This is a genomic window from Roseovarius arcticus (assembly GCF_006125015.1).
GTDB lineage: Bacteria > Pseudomonadota > Alphaproteobacteria > Rhodobacterales > Rhodobacteraceae > Roseovarius > Roseovarius arcticus.
In genome coordinates this window covers 1466863-1490940 of record NZ_SZZN01000001.1, presented here as the reverse complement: position 1 = coordinate 1490940, position 24078 = coordinate 1466863, and the positions used below count along the sequence as shown (strand labels likewise).

Genomic DNA, 24078 nt, shown 5'->3' with positions numbered 1-24078 from the left:
AGTCGGGATATGTTGGAACGCAGATAGCAATGCACTCAGGCTCGTGCAAGCCCGAGTAGGTCTGCCGCCTCATAGGGTGCGGCGCGCGCCTGCCAACGTGGCGGCAAATCCGGCGATCAGCACGGCGATGCATATCACCAAAAGCTGCTCATACTTATGCGCCTCAGGCAGAATCGCCACGGCCCAGTCAGCGCCCCGCGCAAAATAGAGTGCGGCGCCAAAGATCGCCGCCATAAATGACGCTACATAAGACCAGACCGCAATGCGCCGGTTCATCACCAGACCTACGATCAGGATTGGCGTCAGGAACATGCTGGCCGTACCGCTTACTGCAACCGCATCGAATAGCGTCTGGTTGCCCCATATTGTCAGCGCAGCGCCAGCCACCATGAACATTGTCATCGCGATCCGCCCGGAGGCCAGATTGCGGACGCCAATATGCAGCTCCTCCACCACCAGCCGCGCGGCGCTGGCCAGCGCCGAGTCCAGCGTGCTGAGTGCCGAGATCAGCAGCGACACCAGCAGCGCGACATAGAGCCATGAGGGAAACATCGCCGCCCATGTGCCGATCAGCTCCCCATCATATGCGGCGCCGATCACGCCGGCCTGAATGCCGAACATGCCAAACGCGACGATGCACAGCGTCGATATCCAGAAGGCGTGGCGAAACGAGCGGCGCGTCGTCTCTGGATCAGCCAGAAATCCGCGATCCATCATCACCGGGTCATGCGCGGGGTATGAAAACACCTGCAAGAACGCGACCAACAGCAGCACCTGCCCGTCCCACGCCCCAGACGTGCCAGACGCAGTCAGAACGCGGCCCAGATCAAAGCCGGGGCTGAGTAGGAGCGCCACAAACGCGGCGGCAAAAACGGCAAGGAACACTGCCATTTGCAGAACGTCCGTCCGAAGCGCCGCGCTTAGACCGCCCCACGCGCTATAGCCAAGGCCGAGCATAGCCACGATCACAATGGAGGCGTCGCGCGCGACCCCAACCTCTGGCAGAGCGGCGGCAAAGATCAGACCGACGACAAGCAGGTTCGCAAAGACCTCAGACAGCAACCTCAGCGCGACGACAAGGTTGTAGCATCCCGTGCCGGCGCTGCCAAAGCGTCCGCCCAGCCAGTCCTGCACCGACCCTGCGCCGCCCTCGCGCAGGCGCGCCACGATAAAGCCGCCCGTCAGGAACGAGCCGTAATATGTGGCATAGGCCATCGTGCCCCATATACCGTAGAAGTATCCCAATATCGCAGAGTTCATCAGTGACCGGGCAAAGATCCATGTCGTGACTTGGCTGAGAATCAGCACAAGAAGGCCCGGCGCACGGCCATCCTCGGACGCGCCGCCGAAAAATCCCTCGACAGTGGCGCGGCGCGGCGCGACCAGCAGGCTGGCCAGAATGACAGCGCCAAAGACGGCGATGATGATAGCAGCTTGCATGGATAGCGCTCCCTACGGGTGTTTTCCCCTAGGGCTAACCGGACATACACTACCGGGCCATGCGCAATCGGCACGCTGGCGAAGTTGTGATCGCCCGCGCGCCAATGGTGTGCCGCCTACATCGTCGAGGTTACCGCGCCGCCATCCAGCAACAGATTCTGCCCCACGATGAACCCGGCCTGCGCCGAGCATAGGAACGCGCAAGCTGCGCCAAACTCATCCGGGGTGCCATATCGGCGCGCTGGAATCGTGGCACAGCGCTGATCATGCGCCTCTTGCATGGTGATGCCTTGCGCCTTTGCCACGCCGCTATCCAACTGGATGGCGCGGTCGGTTGCATGGATGCCGGGCAGCAGATTGTTGATATTCACGCCGTGCTGCGCCACTTGCCGCGCGGTGCCTGCGACATAGCCAGTCAGGCCGGTGCGCGCGGCATTTGACAGCCCCAGCGCCGGAATGGGCGACTTGACCGATTGAGAGGTGATGTTCACCACACGGCCCCAGCCACGATCCATCATGCCGGGCAGGACCGCCTTCATCAGGGCAATGGGCGTCAGCATGTTCGCATCAAGGGCTGCGATAAAGTCATCGCGGTCCCAATCACTCCAAACACCCGGAGGGGGGCCACCTGCATTGGTCACGAGAATGTCGATATCGCCTGCGGCCTTTAGTACGGCGGACTGGCCCTCCTCTGTGGTGATGTCGCAGGCGACCGTCGTTACCTCGACGCCGAACTCCGACCGAATCGCGTCTGCGGCGGCATCCAGCGCCTCTGCACCGCGCGCATTCATCACCAGATGAACGCCCTCAGCGGCCAATGCGCGTGCGCAACCCAGCCCCAGACCCTTGGACGATGCGCATACCAGTGCGCGCTTGCCGTTCAGCCCCATATCCATGTAAAATTCTCCCGTATGTACCCCGCAACACACGGGGATGCCTAAATAATTGCCGACGATTAACGTGACGATGTCAAAATCGGGCTATATGACCAACTCTAAGCCACGCGCCGTGCTACCAAAAGGCGAATGTACACCTCTGCGCGCCGCGTGCAGTTAGATAGCAAAATCGCCCTCGCAGCGATGCCCGAAAAAGTAAGGAGCGCCAACAGATGAGTACCGGCTTTGTTCAGACACTCCCCGTTTTCAGCGCTGCTGATCTAACGGTCGTGCGCGGTGCTAATCTGGGCGATGTACTCTCGATCGCCGATGAGATGGACCTTGATGATGTCTACGAGCTTGGCGCGCGCGCGGCGACTGCGCGCCTTGCGGTCCAGCCGGGGGGCGCGGGCCACTTGGCGGTTGTGCCCGGCTCGGTCATCGGGACGGCTGGTAATGCGGTGCATCTGGACGCGGCGCTGACGCTAATGACAGCTAATGGCACGACGACAGAATTGCTCGTGCTGGTTGAGGTCGATGGCTCCGGCGATATTGACGCGATTTACGCCATGCCCCTTGCGCGGATGACCCCGCGCACTGATTATACGCTGGTCGGCATTGACCGCACCAGCGCCCGCGCCCGTTTTGCCGAGGTGGCGTGCGTGTCCTTTGCGCGGGGCACGCTGGTGACGCTGGCGTCGGGCGCGCAGACGCCGATCCAGGACCTTGCTCCTGGTGATATGATCCTGACCCGTGACGACGGCCCTCGGCCCCTGCGCTGGATCGGCGCGTCAACTGCACGGGCGGTGGGCGAATTCGCCCCAGTTCGTATCCGTGCTGGCGCGCTGAACAATTCCGGTGATCTGGTGGTCAGCCCCGAAAGCCGCCTGTTCATTTACCAGCGTTTAGACGCGCTAGGCGCCGGGCGGCATGAGGTGATGGTGCGCGCGCGTCATCTGGTGAACGGCGATAGCATCGTGCAGCATGATGGCGGCTTTGTTGACTACTTCCAACTGCTCTTTGATGAGCATCAGATAATCTATGCCGAAGGTATCGCTGCCGAGACGATGCTGGTCGATCCACGTACGCGCAGTGTGCTACCTGAGGCGCTGGCCGAGGGGGCCGACGGGACACTGTCGCAGCCCCTGCCCGGCCACACGCGCCGCGCGCATCAAGATTTCGAGGTAAAGCAGGATTTGGTGGAACGACCCGACGCTGCCGAGATTCTGCGCCGCGCTTCAACGCGCTAGGCCAGCCGCGCCCCATTGCGCGCCCAGCCGGGCCGCACTATACGCGCCTGATGCTGGATAACGCCCAAAAAACCTCCGCCCTGCCGCCCGAAATCGCGCGGCGCCGTACGTTTGCGATCATCTCGCACCCCGATGCGGGCAAGACGACGCTGACCGAAAAATTCCTGCTCTTTGGCGGCGCGATCCAGATGGCGGGTCAGGTGCGGGCCAAGGGCGAGGCGCGGCGCACGCGGTCGGACTTCATGCAGATGGAAAAGGATCGCGGCATTTCTGTCAGCGCCTCGGCAATGTCTTTTGATTTCAAAGAGTTTCGGTTCAATCTGGTTGATACCCCCGGCCACTCCGATTTTTCCGAGGATACCTACCGGACACTGACGGCCGTCGACGCCGCCGTCATGGTAATCGACGGCGCCAAGGGTGTGGAATCGCAGACCCAAAAGCTCTTTGAAGTATGCCGCCTGCGCGATCTGCCGATCCTGACGTTTTGTAACAAGATGGACCGCGAGAGCCGCGACACCTTCGACATTATCGACGAGATTCAGGAAAATCTGGCAATCGACGTGACGCCCGCCAGCTGGCCCATTGGTGTCGGCCGCGAATTTGCTGGCTGTTATGACATGCTAAATGACCGGCTGGAGCTGATGGACCGCGCTGACCGTAACAAAGTGGCGGCCAGCATTGAGATCAACGGCTTGGATGATCCCAAATTGGACGAACATTTGCCGGCCGATCTGGTGAAAAAATTGCGCGAAGAGGTCGAAATGGCCCGCGAGCTGCTGCCACCACTGGATCCGCAAGCCGTGCTGGAGGGACATATGACCCCCATTTGGTTCGGCTCTGCGATAAACTCCTTTGGGGTCAAAGAACTGATGAACGGCATCGCAACCTACGGCCCCGAGCCGCAGCCCCAAAGCGCCGAGCCCCGCGCAATCGCGCCAGATGAGACCAAAGTAAGCGGTTTCGTTTTTAAGGTGCAGGCGAATATGGACCCGAAACACCGTGACCGCGTGGCATTCGTGCGCATGGCATCGGGCCATTTCAAGCGCGGCATGAAGCTGACCCATGTGCGCAGCAAAAAGCCTATGACGATCAGCAATCCCGTGCTGTTTCTGGCGTCTGACCGCGAACTGGCGGACGAGGCATGGGCCGGCGATATCATCGGCATCCCGAACCATGGCCAACTGCGCATCGGCGACACCCTGACCGAGGGCGAAGCCTTGCGCGTCTCCGGCATACCCAGCTTTGCGCCTGAGTTACTGCAAACTGCCCGCGCGGGGGACCCGTTGAAATCCAAGCATCTCGAAAAGGCGCTGATGCAATTCGCCGAAGAAGGCGCGGCAAAGGTGTTCAAACCCGCCTTCGGTAGCGGCTTTATCGTGGGCGTCGTTGGGGCGCTGCAATTTGAGGTGCTCGCGTCGCGGATTGAGCTGGAATACGGCCTGCCCGTCAGATTTGAGTCGTCGCAATTCACATCTGCCCGTTGGGCGCAGGGGAATCGCGCGGCGCTCGACGCCTTCATCAAGGCCAACCCGCTGCATATCGCGCATGACAACGATGGCGACGTCGTTTACCTGACCCGGCTACAGTGGGATATTGACCGCGTCGAGCGTGATTACCCGGACATCCGCCTGACCGCGACCAAAGAGATGATGGTTTAGCCAACGCCGGGAATCAGCGCGCCAATTTTGCGGCCCATTTGTGGCCAAAATCGGCTCATATTTCTGTGATGACATTGAAAACCGCTGATTTTTGCAAGCGCTGGCACGAAATCGAAGTTGCAAATCCGCTGTAATTTACTAAAAAGAGAGTGAGCGCCTTAGCTGCTGGTTGCTCGCATCGAAACAGTGGGGGGGTGTTCGATAAGGTCGTTATGAATTCAGGGATTGAAACACTCGGAAAACGGGTATTTCGCCAAGACTAAACAGCTTCGGCGGGTATTGGCCGGAAACAATGTGTTTCTGTAGAATTTTCTGAAAGTCTTAGCAGCCAGTGTTAACTTGAACCTAGTCAGTATTGGGGCGCTTTCTTGCCCTTAGTTGGTCCGGTCTCTTAAGAGAGCGATACGTGCGCCACCCCAATTTGGTGTGGCAAAGGCGTTGCACGTAAAAGAGTTTGGGCAGTTGAAGTGTGTAGTTTGGTGCGTCCGTCGAGGATCGCATTTGTTATTGTTAAGGTAGGTCTGTTATGTCCGAAGCTAAGGTCGAAATCGCGCCTTCGCCCACTCAGAATTCGACCCAGCCGTTGAGGGTGCGCCGATATTTGCGACCCCTCCAGCCGGTTTTTTACCACGATTTTAGACCGACTCCTGTGGTCGATAGCCGCAAGTCTGTGTTTGGCTATCGGGGCCTTGGAAAGCGGGTGTTGGATTTGGCTTTGGTCGCCTTGGCTGCGCCCATCGCTGCACCGCTGATTGGTGGCGCAGCAGCCCTTTTGTGGATTGAGGGCGGCTCGCCCTTTTACCGTCAAAAGCGTCTTGGCCGCGCGGGCGAGACTTTCTCGATCCTAAAGCTGCGGACAATGGTGCGCGATGCTGACCGCCTTCTTGAGACGAACCTCGCCGCCGATCCTGCCTTGCGCGCCGAATGGGACAAGACTCAGAAGTTAAAGCATGATCCACGCATCACGCGCCTCGGCTCCTTCCTCCGCAAGTCATCATTGGATGAATTGCCCCAACTGTGGAATGTGCTGACGGGCGACATGAGCCTTGTCGGCCCACGTCCCATGCTGCCCGAGCAGTTGCCAATGTATGGGGATGCGGCCCACTACTTTGCGCTGCGTCCCGGTATCACAGGCTATTGGCAGGTGTCCCAGCGCAACGAGAGCGCATTTCGCGCGCGCGTAGCCTTGGATGCGGCCTATGACGTAGATATTTCCATCCGTGAAGATGCAAAGATCTTGTGGCGCACCATCGGCGCAGTGATCAAGCGGACGGGATACTGAGCATTTTTCCCGCTGCTGGAATGATATGATACACCTCGGCTGGAACGCTGCTGGCAGGTGACAGGTCGCGCGCTCGCCACTGCAAAGCGCGTTATTTATTCGTCAATGGAAATGACTTCGCCGCGCTAGCGTGCGATCACCAAATCTGCGCATAGACCGCCCAACCTTTCGGATTGGCTTAGGCGCAGGCTACCGCCATGCGCGCGTGCAATATCAGTGGTGATCGACAGGCCTAAGCCGACGCCAGGCCCTTTGTCTTGGTTGCGTGACGGCTCCAATCGGGCGAAGGGGCGCAGCGCCTCCTCGCGGCGATCCTCGGGAATGCCAGGGCCATCATCTTCGACACGGATACGCAGGGCGCGTTCGGTCAGGACCACCGACACCTCGGCGCGGGTGCCATAGCGCACGGCGTTGCCAATCAGGTTGTCCACCGCGCGGCGAATTGCGACGGCGCGCAGAGGCAGCGTGCCGCTGCCCACTATTTCGTGAAGGGTAGCAGGGATGTTAGCACGGGCGCAGTCACCGACGATGCGCTGCACCAATACGCCCGGATCGACCTGTTCTGGCTCGCCCTCTGCAGCGCCGCGGGCAAAATCAAGAAAGGCATCCAGTAGCCGCTCCATGTCGCGCACATCGCGCAACATCGGCTCGCGCTCGCGCTCGTCGTCCAACATCGCTAGGCTGAGTTTGAGCCGCGTGAGGGGCGTGCGCAAATCGTGGCTGACACCCGACAGCATCAATGTGCGTTGTTCAATTTGGCGGTCAATGCGCGCGCGCATGTCCAAAAAGGCACTGCCGGCCGCGCGCACCTCATTGGCGCCAGACGGACGATACGGCACACTTCGCCCGCGCCCAAAGGCCTCGGCCGCGCGGGCGAGCCGCGTAATGGGCCGCAGCTGATTACGCAAGTATAGATACGCGATGATCGTCATTAGAATACTAAAGAACAGCATGTTCACAAAGAGCTGATGCGGGTTGGAGGCCGAGAAACGCCGCCTGTCCATCGTCATGCGCACAAATTCCCCATTTGAGGGTAGGTAGAGCTGCACGACTTGGCCGTCGCTTAGATCGATACCCGCAAGCTGTGGCAGCCGTATACTCAATTCGTCGATCAAGACGATGCCGGTTATATCGAACCAGCGGCGCATGTCGCCGGGCGGGATATCTTGGGCCGTAACCGGACTGATTGTGATTGACAGCGTTTGGGCAAGGGGCGCGGGATCGGCGCTATCCAGAAGCAGGCGCACCTCGCGGGCGGCAGATGTTGTCATCTGGCGAGTCACCCCCTCGAACAGGCGCTGCGCCGACACGATCGACACCACCAGCAATAGCGAAATCACCGGCAACAGCAGGATAAGGAAGGCGCGGCCATACAGGCTGCGCGGCATTGTTCGTTTGAGCCAGCGAAACATCATGCCAGACGCTACGCCACGCACCCGAGCGGGCGCAAGCAGAGGTGTTCATATAGGTTCACGCTATGCCGCGCCCCGCCCCGCTGGACGGCGCGGCGCCACAGCGGTAATCTGGCCATCGCCAGCCTGCGGTGGCTGCCCGGAGGAGTGCCAAGTTTGCCCGAGCCCGACACCTTTGATCCGGTCGCCGGGGTGGCCTTTACACTTGCCCCCGGCCTGCGCCGAATACTCGCGCCGAACCCGTCGCCGATGACATATCGCGGCACCAATACCTACCTCATTGGAACGCGCGGCATTGCCGTGATTGATCCCGGCCCGGACAATCTGGCGCACATGGACGCGATTCTGGCGGCGCTGGAACAGGGCCAGAGCATCACGCATATCCTCATAACCCATGCCCATCTGGATCACTCGCCACTCGCACGCCCCCTCGCTGCTGTAACAGGCGCGCCGATTCTGGCATTTGGGAACGCCGTCGCCGGGCGCAGCCCTATGATGCAGCGGCTGGCGGCTGGCGGGATGATCGGCGGCGGCGAAGGGGTCGACGGGGATTTCGCGCCCGATGTTTGCCTTGCTGATGGCGAGTGGATCGTCGGCGATGGCTGGCAGATCAAGGCGTTATGGACGCCCGGCCATTTCTGTAATCACCTGTGCTTTGCATGGAATGATGCTGTTTTTACTGGCGATTTGGTGATGGGCTGGGCCAGTTCCCTCGTCTCGCCGCCGGACGGGGATCTGACGCAATTCATGACCTCCTGTATGCGGCTGATGGAACTTGGTGCGAGTGTGCTGCACCCCGGTCACGGCGCGCCCGTGACGGATGCCGCCTCGCGTCTTGACTGGCTGATTGCTCACCGCCAAATGCGCGAACGCGAGGTTCTCGCGCAGCTAAGCAAGGCGCCTGCGACGGCTGCGATCCTAGCACGCGCAATTTATACCTCTACGCCCGCCCGACTGATGCCTGCCGCAACGCGAAACGTTTTGGCACATTTGATTGATTTGCACGGTCGCGGCAGACTGCACGTCGATGGCTCTTTGAACGCAGAGGCGACGTTCGTCCGGTTGGATATCCCGCACGCAGGGACTGGCGTGCATTAGCTACGCTTTTTCAACTGGGTGAGATGAATGGTAGGCGCTGTGGTAGGATTACCGCCGCCTATGGCTCTGTCAGGTCCTACTGCTTTGACGCCAAGTCGGCCAGAATTGGGCAATCGGGGCGATGATCACCCGCGCAGGCATGCACCAAGGTCGCGAGCGTGGCACGCATCTCGGTCAGCTCGGTGATTTTTTCGTCAATCCGGGACAGATGCTCTTCGGCGATATGCTTGACCTCGGCGCTTTCGCGGCCGGTATCCTCATACAGTTTTATCAGGCTCCGGCAGTCGTCAATGCTAAAACCGAGCGCGCGTGCGCGGCCCAAGAACGCCAGCTTGTGCGCGTCGCTATCGCGAAAGGTCCGGTAGCCATTGGCGCTGCGCAGGGGTTTTACGAGGCCAATATCCTCATAGTAGCGGATCGTCTTGGCTGGCAGGCCTGACCGGGTGGCAGCATCTCCGATGTTCATTCTAGCGCCCTCTTCATTCGGCTGGTGTAGGGGAAAGGGTGGCGTTTGGGCGCACGGCTTCGACCTCATCCATCGCCGGGCGGACACGGCGAAGACGCAAGGCGTTGGTCAGAACAAAGACCGAGCTGAGCGCCATCGCGCCGGCGGCAAGAACTGGTGACAGCAGCAGACCAAAGGTAGGATAGAGCACGCCCGCCGCGACCGGGATTAGCGCCACATTATACCCAAACGCCCAAAATAGGTTCTGCCGGATGTTGCGCATCGTGCGCGTGGACACCTCAAACGCGTTTACCACACCGCGCAGATCGCCCGACATCAGCACAACATCGGCAGATTCGATGGCGACGTCCGTGCCGGTGCCAATCGCAATGCCGACATCGGCATGTGCCAGCGCGGGCGCATCATTGATCCCGTCACCGACAAAGGCGAGCGCCTTGCCACCTGCGCGCAATTCATCCAGCGCCGCGACCTTGCCGTCCGGCAGAACGCCCGCGACGACGTGGTCAATGCCGGTCTCCCGCGCGATGGCCTCAGCCGTCTCGCGCTTGTCGCCGGTAATCATCGCCACTTTCAGCCCCAGGTCATGCAGCGCACGGATTGCGGCGGCACTGGACGGCTTCACCGGGTCGGCCACTGCGATGACCGCAGCCACCTGCCCGTCGATTGCAGCGTAAAGCGCGGTGCGGCCACGGCTGGCAAGGTCCGTCTCGGCGTCCGCCAGTGGGCCGGTCTCCAGCCCTTCGCGCGCCATCAGGCGATCTGCCCCGATCAGCACGTCGCGGCCCGCGACTTGCGCGCGGACGCCGTAGCCGGTGATGGATTCGAAACTGTCGACTTTGTGCCGCTCTGCGCCTTCGGCCTCGGCGGCCCTCACGATCGCCTCGGCAATAGGATGCTCGGACTGCGCCTCAACTGCCGCCACCAAGGCCAGCACTTCGGCGCGTTCGAACCCATCTGCCAGCACCAGATCGGTCAGCTCAGGACGCCCCTCGGTCACAGTGCCGGTCTTGTCCACGGCCACGACGCTGACGCCAGTCAATTGCTGCAGCGCGTCGCCCTTGCGGAAAAGCACGCCCATTTCCGCCGCCCGTCCTGTGCCAACCATGATCGAGGTCGGCGTCGCCAGCCCCATGGCGCAAGGACACGCGATGATCAGCACAGAGACGCCTGCGACCAGCGCATAGGAGAGGGCCGGCGCGGGGCCGACGATAAGCCAGACCAGCACGGTCAACAGCGCGGCTGCCATAACGGCGGGCACAAACCAAAGCGTGATCCGGTCCACCATGCCCTGAATGGGCAACTTTGCGCCTTGCGCCTCTTCGACCATGCGAATGATCTGCGCCAGCGTGGTGTCGGCCCCCACGCGGGTCGCGCGGAACTGGAAACTACCGGTGCCATTGACGGTGCCGCCGGTAACGGGATCGCCCTCGGCCTTGGCTACCGGAACAGGCTCTCCTGTGATCATGCTCTCATCAACACGGGCGCTGCCTTGGGTTACCTCGCCGTCGACCGCAATCCGCTCGCCGGGGCGCACCAGAAGGGTGGCACCCGTGCTAATCTGCTCAATAGCGATATCCTGCGGCTCTCCGTCCACCAGCACCCGTGCAGTGCGCGCCTGAAGCCCCAGAAGTTTCTGGATCGCGGCGCCGGTGCGGCCCTTGGCGCGGGCCTCCAGCCAGCGGCCCAGAAGGATCAGCACAACGATCACCGCCGCCGCCTCGAAATAGACTGCGCGCGCGGCTTCGGGCAACAGTATTGGCGCGAAAAGCGCGATGAGCGAATAGGTATAAGCCGCCGAGGTACCGACCGCGACCAAGCTGTTCATGTCGGGCGCACCTTTAAGTAGCGCCGGAAACCCCTTGGTGTAGAAGGCGCGGCCCGGCCAAGCCAGAACCACGGTCGTCAGCACGAATTGGATCATCCAGCTGGTCTGATGCCCGATAGTATTGCCAATCAGGTCATGCATCCCCGGCACGACATGCGCGCCCATTTCCAGTAAAAAAACCGGCAGCGCCAGTGCGGCGGCCAGCATGGTCTTGCGTGCCAGTGCGCGGGCCTCCTCGGTCTTGCGGGTGCTGGTGTCCTCATGCGCCCGGGCGTCGACAGGTGTTGCTGGATATCCCGCCTCCTTTGCAGCGCGGAGCAGATCATCCAGTTGAACCGCGCCCTCAGCATAGGTCACGGTCGCTGTTTCCGACGCGAGATTTACGTTCACATCCAAAACACCCGGCACCGCCGCCAGCGCCTTGTCCACGCGCCCAACGCAGGACGCGCAAGACATCGACGCCACATTCAGCCGAACACTCTGGACGCGCGCAGGATAACCAGCCGTATCAAGCGCGGCCACGATTTCGGAAACGCGTGCGGGCGCATCAATCTGCGCCTGAACGGTTTCGCTGGCAAGGTTCACGCTGACATCGCCGACTCCGGTAAGAGGTGTCAGAGCGCGCTCAACCCGCCCAACGCAGGATGCGCAGGACATGTTCTGAACTGATAGCCGAATAGTTTGCGATGACGACATTGAGGGCTCCTGCAAGTGCTTCGCCACAGAGATAAGGGTTCTACCCACTGGAAGGTCAATAGGGGCGAAGATAAAACTTCAGATGCTTTGCCGTTCTCACACCATCGCCGACAGGCCGGACAAACCGGGGACGCATAACCACATCGTGCAGATGCGTCGACGCTGCGGGCGACATCGTCGTGGACCCTTTTCGCCCTTGTCGCTAGGCTGTCCATTCCGAAATCCGGAATGAACTCGAAAGAAACGTCAGACTGATGAGAAGACAGATTAGTGAGCGCCTCAACAGGCTCTGGGCCGCAGCCCCCATCGCAACTGTCATTCTCGTCCTGTCGCTTATCGCAGCGACAGTCTTTGGAGCCCGGTCAGCAGTATTCTGGATTAACCGACCACCTCCCGCAGAACGCGAGCTGACCATCGCGACATGGATGACGCCGCGCTACATCGCCCGGTCTTGGGGAGTGCCGCCAGAGGTCATCCTAGACGCAATCCATGCGCCACGTCCGCCACCAAACGGCCCGATGAGCCTGACCCAGCTTGCAGATTACCGGGGTGTGACGCCCCAACTGCTCATTGAAGAAGCGCAAGCCGCCATCGCCGCGTTCAGAGATCGCCCGCGCAAATGACTGAAACGATTTTCGAATTGGTGTCGCAGTATGGTGTGTATGTGATCTTCGCATCGGCATTTCTGTCCTGCCTGGCCATTCCGATCCCAACGTCTTTGATGATGTTGACCGGCGGTGCCTTCATTGCGTCTGGCGATCTTTCAGTTTGGCATGTCTCGACTGCGGCATTCCTTGGGGCCGTGTTTGGGGATCAGGCGGGCTACGTGATCGGGCGAATATGGGGGACGCCGATCACAATGCGGCTGCAACGCGCGCCAAGCCGCGCCGCTGTTCTTGGCAGGGCAAGAAAGCTGATCGACAGGCGCGGCACTCTTGGCGTGTTCCTCTCGACATGGGCCGTGGCCCCACTTGGGCCTTGGGTGAATTTCATTGCAGGAGCGACAGGCCTGTCGTGGGTCCGCTTCACAATGGGCGATGTTCTGGGTGAAGTCTTTTGGGTCACGATCTATGTCGGGCTTGGCTATGTCTTTTTTGACCAGATCGCCGACGTGGCCGATATCATGAGCAATCTCATAGGGTTTGTAGTCGCACTGGTGATGGCGGTCGCCGCCGCGCTGTGGATCAAAGCCATCCTCCGGGCGAAGACGCCCGAAAAGAAATCTGACCAAGACATAAAATGAATTGAGGCGATGACCCGCAGGCCCAGCCTCATCTCAGGTTCTGATAATTTTGGCCTTCTGGTCAGATATTCTTTGAGCCAATCAGGTGTCCGCTGCCGCGCGAGTTTCGCCATCGCCTGACCGTAACGAGTGGTGTTGTAATTGCGAAAGCCGCAGGTAGCACCTTCATAGATATGGCTTTCGTAGACCTTATCGCTCGAATGCAACGGGACTCAAAGATCAGGCCAGCCTGCGGCGTTCCAAAACGCCGCTCTTCAAAAGTTGAACTCGCCGAGGCGAAACAGGCGGGTGGCAAGGCCCTGATGGTCCGGTCAGCAACTGTGCCTAGCCGAACGACCCTGCGCATTGCGTCACTCTGACATCACGCCGCCGCGCTCTACGGTCACCCGGGCGATGTGGTTGGTCCCGCTCTGGTGGATCAGGAGTGCCTCGCCATCAAGGGTGGTGCGCATGTGCCGCAAAATACCAGCATACACCGGGCCCGAAGGGATGGGCCAGCTCTGGAATGCCTTCGTTTCAGGATCGAAACGCACCAGCATGTCTGGCCGAACCCCGCTTTCATTGTACCAAACCGCCCCGTCAAAGACCGCGATAGCATAGGGGTGCGAACGCGGACCGCTGGGCGAGTCCCATTCCTCAATGTCTCCTGTCACCGGATCGTAGCGGCCCAGCCGTCCCAGCCCGGAATTGACCCACCAGATGATCCCGTCCTCATCAATATCCAGCCTGCGCACAGTGGTGCCGTTTTCGGGCAAGGGTATCTCGGTGATCTCCATCGTCTCGGGAACGACGCGCAGTAGACAGTTGGCGCCGTTACAGGCCACCCAAACCGTGCCATCTGCGGCGATTTTCACACCATAGGGACGCGAGCCTTCGCGCGGACTGGTGACCAGCCGAACCTCTCCTGTTGCCGGATCCAGTCGGCCGATCATGTTGCTGCCCTGAAGGCTGAACCAAAGGATACCGCTTGCGTCGAACTCGGCGGTGTGTGGGTCGCGTGCTGCCGCAACTGGCATGGGGTATTCAGTAATTTCGCCGGTTGCCGGGTCGAACCGGCCCATGGTGGCATTGCGGTTGCCTGTGTACCAGACGGCGCCGTCAGGGCCAACGTTGACTGAATGCGGCCGCGCGCCCGCGGGCAAGTCGAATTCTTCCATTGAGCCGATTTCAGGATCAATCCGGCCGAGGATGTCCTGCCATTGCCCCACCCACCAGATGTGGCCGTCAGGTGCTTCTACCGGATCGCGCGCGCGCTGGCCCAGTGTGGGCACCTTCCACTCCTCAAATCGGATGGTCAGCGGGCCCGAAGCGGGTGTCGCTGCTCGACCCTCGCCGGGCGGGAAGTTCTCGGCGAGATAGTCGAGGATCTCGGCCTCCATCGCGGGATCATCCGACAGGTCAATCATCGTGGAGGTAAGAAAGCGCCAGTCGTCGTATGAATACCCCGAGCTACGCTCGATCAGATTTACTTGGTGGCAGGCCGCGCAGATTGCTTCGACGGCCTCCCGGCCTTCGCCGTCGGGCAGTGCAAAAGCGGCCGCAGGAGGGCAAAGCGCAGTCATAAGCAGAACAGAACGAAGCATCTTGCTGGGCATGTCAGGGCTTTCCGCGTTGGTAGGGTCAGCCAATTGTAAACGAAAACGCCGATTATTCGAACAACCGAATCGCCGTTGGACGGCTTTGGAGCATCACAACCTTGTCAGATACATACCTTTGGAAAACCGCATCGGCACCAGGCCGGATCACTCGCCAACGTGTCAGACGCTTTAGGTATACAGCATGCCGGTAGACAAAGGGGCCGCCCCCCCCTTTCTGGACCTTGCCTAATGGCCCAATTGCACATTTGATTGTGTATCGGTGATTGGATCGCCATCATCTTGTCCCTGCACCGCGACATCCCACAGCGCATCGCTCTTTCGGCGACGGTCATATTCTGCCGCCAGATCTCCAATATTACAGGGACCGAAAAGCTGCGCACGCCGTTAACGCTGCATCAAAACAGGCAGATTTGCGCAGAGCGGTCATTTACGCGTCGACTTTGCTAACGCACGGCGCTGGCAGGGTACCCTACCGCCGCCGTCATCTGCGTTTTCAACGCGGGGCCAAAATCAGTCAAGATGCCATCAGCCTTCTAGTCCGCCAAGTATCTTGTCCAGTGTCGCCGGATAGTCCCGCACCCGTACCCCTGTGGCATTGAAAATTGCATTCGTGATCGCCGCCGCCACGCCGCAAATTCCGAGTTCTCCGATGCCTTTCGCCTGCATCGGGTTGGCCCAAGGGTCGCGTTCCTCCAGCAGAACCACGTCGATTTGCGGCACATCTGCATTCACAGCCAAGTGATATTCAGCGAGGTCGTGGTTTACCACGTGGCCGTCACGCGGGTCGTGGATCAGTTCCTCGGTCAGGGCCATGCCGATCCCGAAGGTCATGCCGCCCAAACATTGCGAGCGGGCCGTCTTGGCATTGAGAATTCGCCCCGCCGCGAAGGTGCCGTGCATACGGCGTACGCGCACTTCCCCTGTTGCGGCGTCCACGGCGACCTCTGCGAAATAGGCGCCCCAAGTGGCTTGGCGCACCGCATCAGAGGTGTCGCCCGGTTCCACGTGACCTTCGACGGTCATCGGCGCATCGACCAGATTGCTTAGCGGCACCTTGCGATTGCCCGCGATGGCGTGCCCGTCCTTCAGCGTGAGGTCAGTTTCGTCAACACCGAGCTTGCCTGCGATCTCGCGCCGCAGTTCTTCGCAGGCAAGAAACACCGATGTCCCTGACGAGGATGCGCCCCAAGAACCACCCGACCCGGACGCAGGTGGCAGGTCCGTGTCGCCCAAAACGCAGCGCACCCGGTCGACGGGCAGTCCCAACATTTCACCGGCAAGTTGCGTCAAGATCGCGTAGGTGCCGGTGCCAATGTCGGTCATGTCGGTTTCGACCAAAGCCGTTCCATCCGGCTGCAGCGTCACGCGGGCCTTGGACTCCGAAAGGATGTTGACACGCACCGCGGATGCCATGCCCATGCCGATCAGCCAATTTCCCTCCCGCCGGTTACCGGGCTTCGCATCGCGCTTGTTCCAGCCAAACGCCTCTGCACCGCTTTTCAGCGCTTCCTCTAACCGGTGGGACGAAAAGGGGATGTCTTGTGACGGATCGCGATCAGGAATGTTGCGCAGGCGCAGTTCGACCGGATCAACCCCCACCTCGTGGGCCAATTCATCCATCGCATTCTCCATCACTGTAATGCCTACCGCTTCGCCCGGCGCGCGGACCGATCCGGCGCAGGTGCGGTTCACGCGGGCGATGTGATGGCCGATCTCGCGGTTCTCGCCCCGATAGACGAAGGGAGTGGCCTGCGTGACGGGTTCGGAGAATTCCTCATCCGGCAGGTTCGAAACCCAAGCCTCGTGACCGATCCCGGTCAGGCGCCCATCCGCATCTGCCGCAATTCGCACCCGCTGACGGGTTTCGGAGCGCCGCATCGTCGCCTCGAAAACCTGAGGTCGCGTAAGAGCGACAGCAACGGGCCGGTCCAGTTCCTTTGCCGCCAACGCGGCGCCCACTGCCTCGGGGGCGATACCCAGTTTTGAGCCGAACCCGCCGCCGACGAACGGCGACAGGATCCGCACATCCGAAGGATCGATCCCCAACGCATCGGCCAGTTCATTGCGATTGTATTTTAACATCTGGTAGGAGCCGCGCAGTGTCAGTTTGCTGTCTTCCCACGACGCTATCGAGGCGTGCGGCTCCATCGCGGCACTATTGTGGCTGGGCGTGGTATACGTCACGTCGATCCGGTGCGCCGCTGTCGACATGGCGTCGTCAAGGTCGCCCATGTTGGATTGCTTGCCATCGGGTGTCTCCCAATCGGCGCTCTCAGGGTCGACCGTCGCCTCACCGCCGTCGATCTGCAAAACGGTCGCATGTGCCGCATGGCGCGCTTGCTCGAATGTCTCGGCGACGACCAACGCCACCGGCTGCCCGAAATAAGCGATATTTATCGAGCCCTGCACCGGCGCCTCGTTGGCCGTTCCCTGAGCAGGATTGCGCAAGAAGCGCTCGCCGCTGAAGACGCCAAGCACGCCCGGCATGGCTTTCACAGTGTCCTCGTTAATGCCCGTCAGCGTGCCTGCGGCGACGGTTGCACGCACGAATACCCCATGTGCCATCCCGTCAATCTGCCATTCATGGGCGTAAGTCGCGGTGCCTGTTACCTTGGCAGGACCGTCGGGGCGGTCGAGGCCGGCGCCCAACACCCCCTGCACCATGTCGTCCAGCCGGTTGCGGCGATCGGGTTCATCGACCTTGAGATGCGCTGTCATTGGGACGTGCCTTTCGTTGCTTCGACCAACACCGCCATGAGCGTGCGCCGTGCGAGAGGGATTTTGAAATCGTTGCTGCCGTGGCCCTGAGCGCCGTCCAGCAGAATATCGGCCGACCGAGCGAACAGCGCCTCTGTGGGTTTCTGCCCCACCAACGCCTCCTCAACCGCTATGTCGCGCCATGGCTTTGGCGCGAGCCCGCCGAACGCCAGCGCCGCATGGGCAATGCGGCCTTCCTCTACGCGGACGATCGCCGCCACCGAGACAAGTGCAAAGGCGTAGGACGCGCGGTCCCGTACCTTGCGATAGATCTGGCGTGATGCGATTGGTTTGGGAAGGGTGACGGCGGTAATCAGATCGCCCTGCTCAAGGATCGTCTCAATATGCGGCGTGTCGCCAGGTAGCCGGTAAAACTCTGCCAACTCCACGTCGCGCTTTGCGCCGCCGGCACCCATGATCTCGACCTGTGCCTCCAACGCCATCATGGCCACAGCCATGTCGCTGGGATGCGTAGCGATACAATGTTCGCTGCCGCCGAGGATCGCGTGGATGCGGTTATGGCCCTCCATTGCGCCGCAACCGCTGCCGGGGTCACGTTTATTGCAAGGCATGGCCGTATCGGTGAAGTAGTAGCACCGGGTGCGTTGTAGCAGGTTGCCCCCGGTGGTCGCTTTGTTGCGCAACTGGCCACTGGCGCCGGCCAGAAGTGCTTTGGCAAGAACCGGCCAATCGCGACGTACATGAGCGTCGGCGGCAAGATCGCTATTGGTGACCAATGCCCCGATCCGCAGGCCACCCCCACTGGTTTCATCAATCGTCTTGAGGTCCAGTCGGTTGATGTCGGTCAGCGCAGCGGGCGTCATTACCTCCAGCTTCATCAAATCCAGCAGGTTGGTGCCACCAGCAATGATGCAGGCCCCCTGCCCTGCACGCTTTGCGGCGGCCTCGGGCGTGCTTGCGCGGATATACTCAAAAGGTTTCATTCCGCGGCCTCCTTGGTTGCGTTGTTGGCAACCTCGCGGATCGCATCCACGATGTTGGGATAGGCCGAACAGCGGCAGAGGTTGCCGCTCATCCGCTCTGCGATTTCGGGATCGGTCAGTTCCGCATGGGCGGTGATGTCATCGGTGACGTGGCTGGGCCAGCCATCGTGCACCTCGGCCAGCATCGCTGTGGCCGAGCAAATTTGCCCCGGTGTGCAATAACCACACTGGAAACCGTCATGAGAAACGAAAGCCGCCTGCATCGCCGACAGCGCATCGGGCGTACCCAGCCCTTCGATCGTGGTAATCTCATCGCCATCGTGCATGCAGGCCAGCGTGAGGCAGGAGTTTATCCGCCGTCCATTCACCAGAACGGTGCAGGCCCCGCATTGGCCGTGATCGCAACCCTTTTTGGACCCGGTCAGACCGAGATGATTGCGCAGCGCGTCCAGTAGCGTGACGCGGGTATCCGCCTCCAACGCATGCGCTTTACCGTTGATCGTCAGGTCGGTTTTCATAGCTGCTCCCATTCCGCCCGTTGCGGGGCCCTCGTTATATCGCGAGAGCCAGCAGCCCCCCGACTGAAATGCGCGAGGGCCCGGCAAGGTTCCCTTTGCAAAGCAACGCGGCGGCGTCCTCGTAACTCCGGGTGGTGTGAAAACAGCTTAGAATGCGAATATGGAAATGCTCGCGGCGATCCCAGTTGCCAGAGGCGTAGGCCGAGTTGCAAAAGTCCTGCGTCAGCCCCGAACCCCCTAACTGTTCCTGTTGCCCGTTCTGCGGGCCTCTGTTCTTGGAAAATGCTGCGCCGATACCACCCGCAATGATAAAAACGCGTCTGGCTGCAATGAGATCACCCGTTTAGCTAGGAGTTACGATAATCGTCCCAACCATTCCGGCCCCATGGTGGGGATCACAGAAGTATTTGTATGTGCCCGGCACGGTAAAGGTGTGCTGGTAAACTCCACCTGCCGGAATATCACCTGAATCGAAACTTTCCGCTCCGGCAGGGATCTGTGTTACCGCCGTTTCTTCGGCATTTGCTGGGCGGGTCGATACTGTATGCACAAATGCTGACACATTGCGAAATTCGACGGTATCGCCGACTGAAACAGACTGCGGCGTCGGTGAAAAACGAAGGATCGGTTGCATATCGATAACCACATCGGTGCCCGGCTGGGCCCCGCCGGTAACTGCCGGGCCCGTCGTTGCGCAGGCAACAGTTAGCAGCAGCGGGGCAAGAGCGATGACAATTCGGTTAATCATTTCTTAGGCTTTCTGTTTGGTCCATTTAAGAGACCTTTGAGAGACAAAATTGTGAGTGATGGTAACAGGCGCCGCATCGACAGGTTACGACCCTCTTTCGCAGACAACCATCGAAGCACCGGAATGTTCCGCCGGCCAACTGGCATAGGCGTTACAGTCTGCGAACACGTCAGCTTTTGCCCAGCCTTTGGGCCTTATCGACCCCGCCTGCGTCGCTCGGCTTAGAACCGCCACGGCGCGCTGGGCCAAGGGTGGTTTGACGGGAAAACCCGGGTCTCGTTTTCAGCGCTCAGGTGACCGAACTACCCTAAACGGGCTGCTGAAGCAGTCGACATTCTTGCCATCGCCGCCACCGATCCAAATATCCACGGGCCTCACGCATGCTGGCCGTTTGCGCCAGTCGCATCAGACCAATGACACAAGGCCGCCCCAAGATGCGGTATCTATGCTGAATGCGTATTCTGGGATATATTTCCACCATGACACTGCGCCAAAACATACGCTTCTGCAAATCCGCCGACGACACACGTATCGCGGTTGCAACGTGCGGCGAAGGCCCTGTCATTTTGCGTGCCGCGCATTGGCTGAGCCACTGCCAATACGACCTCGAAAGCCCGGTTTGGAGGCCTTGGCTCGAAGCCTTTTCGGCGCAAAACTGCTACGTGCGCTATGATCCACGCGGCTGCGGTTTGTCGGATCGGTTTATCGCTGACCTGTCGCTTGAAGCTTGGCAGACCGATTTCGAAGCGGTTGCCGCGACGATAACCGCGCCGCGTTTCGTCCTGCTGGGGCTGTCGCAGGGTGGCTCGATCGCCATTCGCTTCGCCTTGGCCCATCCCGAGCGCGTGTCGCATCTCGTTTTAGTCAACAGCTACGGGCAAGGTCGGCGGACCCGGGCCCAAACAGATGTCGATCGGCTGGAAGCCGAAACACTGGTCAACTTTGTGCGCATCGGTTGGGGCCGCGAGAATCCAGCTTTCTGCCAATTCTTCACCAATCTTTTCATTCCGGATGGCACCGATGACCAGCACCGGTGGTGGGGCGATCTGGAGCGCATGACTGCAAGCCCCAAGGTGGCTGCGGAACTACTACGGGAAATGCAGGGCATCGACGTTCTCGATCTGGCATCACATATCAGCGTGCCCACATTGATCCTACATTCCCGAGGCGACATGCGGGTCCCATTCGAGGAAGGCTGCAAGCTCGCCGCTGCCATTCCGGGCGCTCGCTTCGTTCCCCTCGAAAGCAGGAACCACGCGCTGCTGCCGGATGAACCCGCTTGGGCGGTGTTCCACCGTGAGATCTCGGCCTTCCTGCAACAGGACGCTCCCGCAACGTCTCGCTCTTTGCAGAGGGCTGCCCTGACCCCCGCCGAGGCCGCAGTTATGGAGTTGGTCGCCAAAGGGCTGAACAACCGCAGGATTGCGGAACAGTTGGGAAAAAGCGAAAAGACCGTCAGAAACCAGCTTTCGACTATCTTAGACAAACTCGGCGTAGAAAGCCGGGCACAGGCAATCGTGATGGCGCTGGAGCACTGATCGCCGCGAAAAAGCGATCCCCCGGGTCGTTTGGCCTACGTCCACATCACTATTTCAGCGGCTACCGGGACGAATGCCCCATGCGCTGCACCTGAACAGCACTCATCCTTCGATCAGGGCGGCGAGGTGCTGCCACATGATGGGAGAAAGGTGATGACCAAGGTTGATGAAGCAAAACTCAATGAATTTGTTGGCCGCGTGTTGGGGGACATCGGCGGCGCCGTAAGCATCCCGCTGGTGTTGATCGGTGACGCGCTGGGGCTATACCGGGCACTCCGCGACACCGGACCGACGTCGGCCGAGGATTTGGCTGCAGCAACAGGCTGCGCACCGCGATATGTGCGCGAGTGGCTCTCGGCGCAGGCGGCATCGAAATATGTCACCGTCGAAGACGGGAGGTTTTCGCTGAATCCCGAACAAGCGATGGTGTTCGCCGAGCCAGACAGCCCTGTGAACCTAATCGGTGCCTTCGACACCGCCGGGGCGATGATCGAGAACAAGACCAAGGTCCAGTTGGCATTCAAGACCGGTAAGGGCGTCGCGTGGGGCGATCAGGCCGGATGCCTGTTCTGTGCGGTCGCGCGGCTGTTTCGTCCCGGTTATATCAATGCGCTGGTGCAGGAATGGCTGCCGGCGCTGGATGGCGCCGTGGACAAGCTCAACGCCGGCGCAAAGGTCGCGGATGTGGGGTGTGGTCACGGCCTTTCGACGATTGTCATGGCGCAGGCGTTTCCGGCGTCTGATTTCGTCGGTTACGATTTCCACTCCGGCTCTATCGCCGCGGCGACGGCGCACGCAAAGGCGCATGGCGTGAAAAACGTGCGGTTCGAAGTGGGCCGAGCGCAGGACTTTCCAGGCGAGAATTACGATCTCGTCACCTGCTTCGATTGCCTGCACGACATGGGCGATCCTGCGGCGGCGGCGGCGCATGTCCGCAAGGCGCTGAAACCCGGCGGGTCGTGGATGGTCGTCGAGCCCGCAGCCGGCGACGCGCTGGAGGATAACCTCAACCCTATCGGGCGCATCTACTATGCGGCATCGACGATGATTTGCGTCCCGACGTCACTGGCACAGGAGACTGGCCTCGCGCTCGGCGCCCAAGCTGGCGAGAAGCGGGTGGCCGAGGTAATCAAATCCGGCGGCTTTGATCGGGTCAAACGAGTTGCCACGACGCCCTTGAACATGGTGCTTGAAGCAATGTGAGACAGCATAAGGGCAGGCGATTAGAACTGTTTGCCTTTAGCGACTAAAAGGCGCTGCACTTCTCTGATGGCGGGCACCAATCTGGTGCCCGGCTCGTCCGCGCTGCCTCGTCACCGACCAGTTTCTGGGCGGCGAACGTTTCCCCGGTGCACAGGGTGGCTCTCATACGGGGGCCGGAACTAGCTGGTCTCGCGCGGCTGCACTTTGCAACGGAGAAACTGACATCGCCGCGCCAAGGGACGGGTTGTCATCTCCACCATGAGCGTCTTGTCGCGCGGTCACGGTGTAGCTTGATTTCTTGTTCGCGCGTTGACTGGTTCGGTTATAAATCCGCGAAACCACAAAAACACGAACAAGACTGAGGCAGATATGTACAACTTCACCCTTGCAGCGGCCGCGCTCCTGTCGCTCCCGCATGCGCTTGCCGCACAGAGCATCACCGAAGATCAGGTTGCAGCAATCGCACGTGACAATTTTGCGCCCGTGATCGCTAAACACGATATTCCGGGGCTGGTGGTTGGTATCACCTTCCGCGGCGAACAGCATTTCTACGCGACCGGGCTGGCCTCGCGGGATGGCAAAGTGGCGGCGTCCCCGGAGACGATCTTTGAGCTTGGATCGATCAGCAAGATCTTTAGCGCAAGTCTTGCGGCACTGGCCGAACAGCGTGGCCAGATTGATCTTGATGCGGCCGTGTCGTACAGCCTGCCGGAGCTGAGGGGCTCGGCCTTTGACCGGATCACTCTGGCCGACCTCTCGGCCCATGTGACCGGAGGTCTGCCGCTTCAGGTGCCGGATGAGGTGCAGGATGTGCCAGCTCTGATCGACTGGCTGGCGGGTTGGCAGCCGCCACAGCCCGGCGCGCGCAGCTACTCGAACGTCAGTATCGGCCTTCTTGGATACATTACCGCAAATGCGATGGGCGTGACCTACGCTGAGGCGGCAGAGAAGGTCCTGTTTCCCGCCATGGGCCTGACCAGCACCTACGTCACCGTGCCGGGCACCGCGATGGATCGCTATGCCTACGGCTACGACCGCAAGACCGACGCCCCAATCCGCGTTAATCCTGGCGTGCTGTCTGACGAGGCCTACGGCGTGAAATCAACGGCCCGTGACATGGTGCGCCTGCTGGACCTTGAACTAGGTCACGGCGCGGCAGACCCCGAGCTTTATACCGCGCTTGAAAGGACACGGGAAGGACGCGCCAAGACAGCCTACTACACGCAGGACATGATCTGGGAGCAATATCCATGGCCAATCGATCGCGATACGATGGAGGCTGGCAACGGATACGACTTCATTCTGTCACCCCAGCCCGCCACCGCCATCACGCCGCCCTTACCGCCTCAGCAGGATGTCATCCTGAACAAGACGGGATCGACCAATGGCTTTGGTGGATACATGACGCTCTTGCCCGCGCAGGACCTTGGCATTGTCGTCCTCGCAAATCGCAACTATCCGAACGACGTCCGGGTCCGCGCAACATATCAGCTGATCGAAGACCTTTTGGACGCGATCAAGTAACGG

At 60.6% G+C, this 24078-nt stretch carries 19 protein-coding genes; 9 read left to right on the top strand and 10 right to left on the bottom strand.

Annotated elements, in window-relative coordinates:
• Positions 1 to 69: 69 nt before the first annotated feature.
• Together MK6180000_RS06985 and MK6180000_RS06980 are read right to left on the bottom strand one after the other, a co-directional pair.
• Positions 70 to 1440 carry an SLC5/6 family protein gene (locus tag MK6180000_RS06985; RefSeq protein WP_138934081.1) on the bottom strand — a complete coding sequence of 457 codons (1371 nt, stop codon included), beginning with the start codon at positions 1438 to 1440 and terminating at the stop codon, positions 70 to 72.
• Positions 1441 to 1556: 116 nt separating this feature from the next.
• Positions 1557 to 2336 (bottom strand): SDR family oxidoreductase, encoded by a 780-nt coding sequence (locus tag MK6180000_RS06980; RefSeq protein ID WP_138934080.1) that lies wholly within the window; start codon positions 2334 to 2336, stop codon positions 1557 to 1559.
• A gap of 212 nt (positions 2337 to 2548) precedes the next feature.
• On the opposite strand from MK6180000_RS06980, the gene MK6180000_RS06975 reads away from it, so the two are divergent.
• From MK6180000_RS06975 to MK6180000_RS06965, 3 genes are all read left to right on the top strand, one after another.
• The gene (locus tag MK6180000_RS06975; protein WP_138934079.1) at positions 2549 to 3565 is read left to right on the top strand and encodes a Hint domain-containing protein; all 1017 of its coding nucleotides are present in this window, start codon (positions 2549 to 2551) and stop codon (positions 3563 to 3565) included.
• Positions 3566 to 3615: 50 nt separating this feature from the next.
• Positions 3616 to 5223: a peptide chain release factor 3 gene (locus MK6180000_RS06970; protein ID WP_138934078.1), complete on the top strand. Its 1608-nt coding sequence runs from the start codon at positions 3616 to 3618 to the stop codon at positions 5221 to 5223.
• Positions 5224 to 5749: 526 nt separating this feature from the next.
• On the top strand, positions 5750 to 6505 hold the full coding sequence (locus MK6180000_RS06965) for a sugar transferase (RefSeq protein ID WP_138934077.1): 756 nt from the start codon (positions 5750 to 5752) through the stop codon (positions 6503 to 6505).
• 125 nt (positions 6506 to 6630) lie between these two features.
• Here MK6180000_RS06965 and MK6180000_RS06960 read toward each other — a convergent pair whose 3' ends face one another.
• Complete coding sequence (locus MK6180000_RS06960) at positions 6631 to 7920, bottom strand: ATP-binding protein (RefSeq protein WP_138934076.1); 1290 nt, start codon at positions 7918 to 7920, stop codon at positions 6631 to 6633.
• Positions 7921 to 8073: 153 nt separating this feature from the next.
• Here MK6180000_RS06960 and MK6180000_RS06955 point away from each other — a divergent pair, with 153 nt between their 5' ends.
• Complete coding sequence (locus MK6180000_RS06955) at positions 8074 to 9015, top strand: MBL fold metallo-hydrolase (protein WP_171054566.1); 942 nt, start codon at positions 8074 to 8076, stop codon at positions 9013 to 9015.
• A gap of 76 nt (positions 9016 to 9091) precedes the next feature.
• Here MK6180000_RS06955 and cueR read toward each other — a convergent pair whose 3' ends face one another.
• On the bottom strand, positions 9092 to 9481 hold the full coding sequence (gene cueR, locus MK6180000_RS06950; RefSeq protein WP_138934075.1) for a Cu(I)-responsive transcriptional regulator: 390 nt from the start codon (positions 9479 to 9481) through the stop codon (positions 9092 to 9094).
• Between the two features lie 13 nt (positions 9482 to 9494).
• Positions 9495 to 12002, bottom strand: coding sequence for a heavy metal translocating P-type ATPase (locus MK6180000_RS06945; protein ID WP_138934074.1), 2508 nt, complete (start codon positions 12000 to 12002; stop codon positions 9495 to 9497).
• A gap of 254 nt (positions 12003 to 12256) precedes the next feature.
• Here MK6180000_RS06945 and MK6180000_RS06940 point away from each other — a divergent pair, with 254 nt between their 5' ends.
• Together MK6180000_RS06940 and MK6180000_RS06935 are read left to right on the top strand one after the other, a co-directional pair.
• Positions 12257 to 12625, top strand: coding sequence for a hypothetical protein (locus MK6180000_RS06940; protein WP_138934073.1), 369 nt, complete (start codon positions 12257 to 12259; stop codon positions 12623 to 12625).
• Positions 12622 to 13245, top strand: coding sequence for a DedA family protein (locus tag MK6180000_RS06935; protein WP_138934072.1), 624 nt, complete (start codon positions 12622 to 12624; stop codon positions 13243 to 13245). Before MK6180000_RS06940 ends, MK6180000_RS06935 begins: the two co-directional genes overlap by 4 nt.
• 350 nt (positions 13246 to 13595) lie before the next feature.
• On the opposite strand, the gene MK6180000_RS06930 is transcribed toward MK6180000_RS06935, so the two are convergent.
• The 5 genes from MK6180000_RS06930 to MK6180000_RS06910 all read right to left on the bottom strand — a co-directional run bounded on the left by MK6180000_RS06930 (position 13596) and on the right by MK6180000_RS06910 (position 19810).
• Positions 13596 to 14840, bottom strand: a complete 1245-nt coding sequence (locus MK6180000_RS06930; RefSeq protein ID WP_212751883.1) for a Vgb family protein — start codon at positions 14838 to 14840, stop codon at positions 13596 to 13598.
• Between the two features lie 528 nt (positions 14841 to 15368).
• Complete coding sequence (locus MK6180000_RS06925) at positions 15369 to 17561, bottom strand: xanthine dehydrogenase family protein molybdopterin-binding subunit (protein ID WP_138934071.1); 2193 nt, start codon at positions 17559 to 17561, stop codon at positions 15369 to 15371.
• Positions 17558 to 18544: an FAD binding domain-containing protein gene (locus MK6180000_RS06920; protein WP_138934070.1), complete on the bottom strand. Its 987-nt coding sequence runs from the start codon at positions 18542 to 18544 to the stop codon at positions 17558 to 17560. Before MK6180000_RS06920 ends, MK6180000_RS06925 begins: the two co-directional genes overlap by 4 nt.
• Entirely contained in the window at positions 18541 to 19062 is a 522-nt protein-coding gene (locus MK6180000_RS06915) for a 2Fe-2S iron-sulfur cluster-binding protein (protein WP_138934069.1), read from the bottom strand. The genes MK6180000_RS06920 and MK6180000_RS06915 overlap by 4 nt, the downstream gene beginning before the upstream one ends.
• Positions 19063 to 19405: 343 nt before the next feature.
• Positions 19406 to 19810 carry a cupredoxin domain-containing protein gene (locus MK6180000_RS06910; RefSeq protein WP_138934068.1) on the bottom strand — a complete coding sequence of 135 codons (405 nt, stop codon included), beginning with the start codon at positions 19808 to 19810 and terminating at the stop codon, positions 19406 to 19408.
• Positions 19811 to 20262: 452 nt separating this feature from the next.
• On the opposite strand from MK6180000_RS06910, the gene MK6180000_RS06905 reads away from it, so the two are divergent.
• The 3 genes from MK6180000_RS06905 to ampC all read left to right on the top strand — a co-directional run bounded on the left by MK6180000_RS06905 (position 20263) and on the right by ampC (position 24075).
• Complete coding sequence (locus MK6180000_RS06905; RefSeq protein ID WP_212751882.1) at positions 20263 to 21348, top strand: alpha/beta fold hydrolase; 1086 nt, start codon at positions 20263 to 20265, stop codon at positions 21346 to 21348.
• Between the two features lie 153 nt (positions 21349 to 21501).
• Positions 21502 to 22551 carry a class I SAM-dependent methyltransferase gene (locus MK6180000_RS06900; protein ID WP_138934067.1) on the top strand — a complete coding sequence of 350 codons (1050 nt, stop codon included), beginning with the start codon at positions 21502 to 21504 and terminating at the stop codon, positions 22549 to 22551.
• Positions 22552 to 22920: 369 nt separating this feature from the next.
• The gene (gene ampC, locus MK6180000_RS06895; protein WP_138934066.1) at positions 22921 to 24075 is read left to right on the top strand and encodes a class C beta-lactamase; all 1155 of its coding nucleotides are present in this window, start codon (positions 22921 to 22923) and stop codon (positions 24073 to 24075) included.
• The last annotated feature ends 3 nt before the right edge of the window (positions 24076 to 24078 follow it).

What these genes read in the sequence shown, in the direction of transcription:
- MK6180000_RS06985 (WP_138934081.1), bottom strand. Translation starts at nt 1,440, where the DNA reads ATGCAAGCTGCTATCATCATCGCCGTCTTTGGCGCTGTCATTCTGGCC.
- MK6180000_RS06980 (WP_138934080.1), bottom strand. Translation starts at nt 2,336, where the DNA reads ATGGATATGGGGCTGAACGGCAAGCGCGCACTGGTATGCGCATCGTCC.
- MK6180000_RS06975 (WP_138934079.1), top strand. Translation starts at nt 2,549, where the DNA reads ATGAGTACCGGCTTTGTTCAGACACTCCCCGTTTTCAGCGCTGCTGAT.
- MK6180000_RS06970 (WP_138934078.1), top strand. Translation starts at nt 3,616, where the DNA reads ATGCTGGATAACGCCCAAAAAACCTCCGCCCTGCCGCCCGAAATCGCG.
- MK6180000_RS06965 (WP_138934077.1), top strand. Translation starts at nt 5,750, where the DNA reads ATGTCCGAAGCTAAGGTCGAAATCGCGCCTTCGCCCACTCAGAATTCG.
- MK6180000_RS06960 (WP_138934076.1), bottom strand. Translation starts at nt 7,920, where the DNA reads ATGATGTTTCGCTGGCTCAAACGAACAATGCCGCGCAGCCTGTATGGC.
- cueR (WP_138934075.1), bottom strand. Translation starts at nt 9,481, where the DNA reads ATGAACATCGGAGATGCTGCCACCCGGTCAGGCCTGCCAGCCAAGACG.
- MK6180000_RS06945 (WP_138934074.1), bottom strand. Translation starts at nt 12,002, where the DNA reads ATGTCGTCATCGCAAACTATTCGGCTATCAGTTCAGAACATGTCCTGC.
- MK6180000_RS06940 (WP_138934073.1), top strand. Translation starts at nt 12,257, where the DNA reads ATGAGAAGACAGATTAGTGAGCGCCTCAACAGGCTCTGGGCCGCAGCC.
- MK6180000_RS06935 (WP_138934072.1), top strand. Translation starts at nt 12,622, where the DNA reads ATGACTGAAACGATTTTCGAATTGGTGTCGCAGTATGGTGTGTATGTG.
- MK6180000_RS06930 (WP_212751883.1), bottom strand. Translation starts at nt 14,840, where the DNA reads ATGCCCAGCAAGATGCTTCGTTCTGTTCTGCTTATGACTGCGCTTTGC.
- MK6180000_RS06925 (WP_138934071.1), bottom strand. Translation starts at nt 17,561, where the DNA reads ATGACAGCGCATCTCAAGGTCGATGAACCCGATCGCCGCAACCGGCTG.
- MK6180000_RS06920 (WP_138934070.1), bottom strand. Translation starts at nt 18,544, where the DNA reads ATGAAACCTTTTGAGTATATCCGCGCAAGCACGCCCGAGGCCGCCGCA.
- MK6180000_RS06915 (WP_138934069.1), bottom strand. Translation starts at nt 19,062, where the DNA reads ATGAAAACCGACCTGACGATCAACGGTAAAGCGCATGCGTTGGAGGCG.
- MK6180000_RS06910 (WP_138934068.1), bottom strand. Translation starts at nt 19,810, where the DNA reads ATGATTAACCGAATTGTCATCGCTCTTGCCCCGCTGCTGCTAACTGTT.
- MK6180000_RS06905 (WP_212751882.1), top strand. Translation starts at nt 20,263, where the DNA reads ATGCGTATTCTGGGATATATTTCCACCATGACACTGCGCCAAAACATA.
- MK6180000_RS06900 (WP_138934067.1), top strand. Translation starts at nt 21,502, where the DNA reads ATGACCAAGGTTGATGAAGCAAAACTCAATGAATTTGTTGGCCGCGTG.
- ampC (WP_138934066.1), top strand. Translation starts at nt 22,921, where the DNA reads ATGTACAACTTCACCCTTGCAGCGGCCGCGCTCCTGTCGCTCCCGCAT.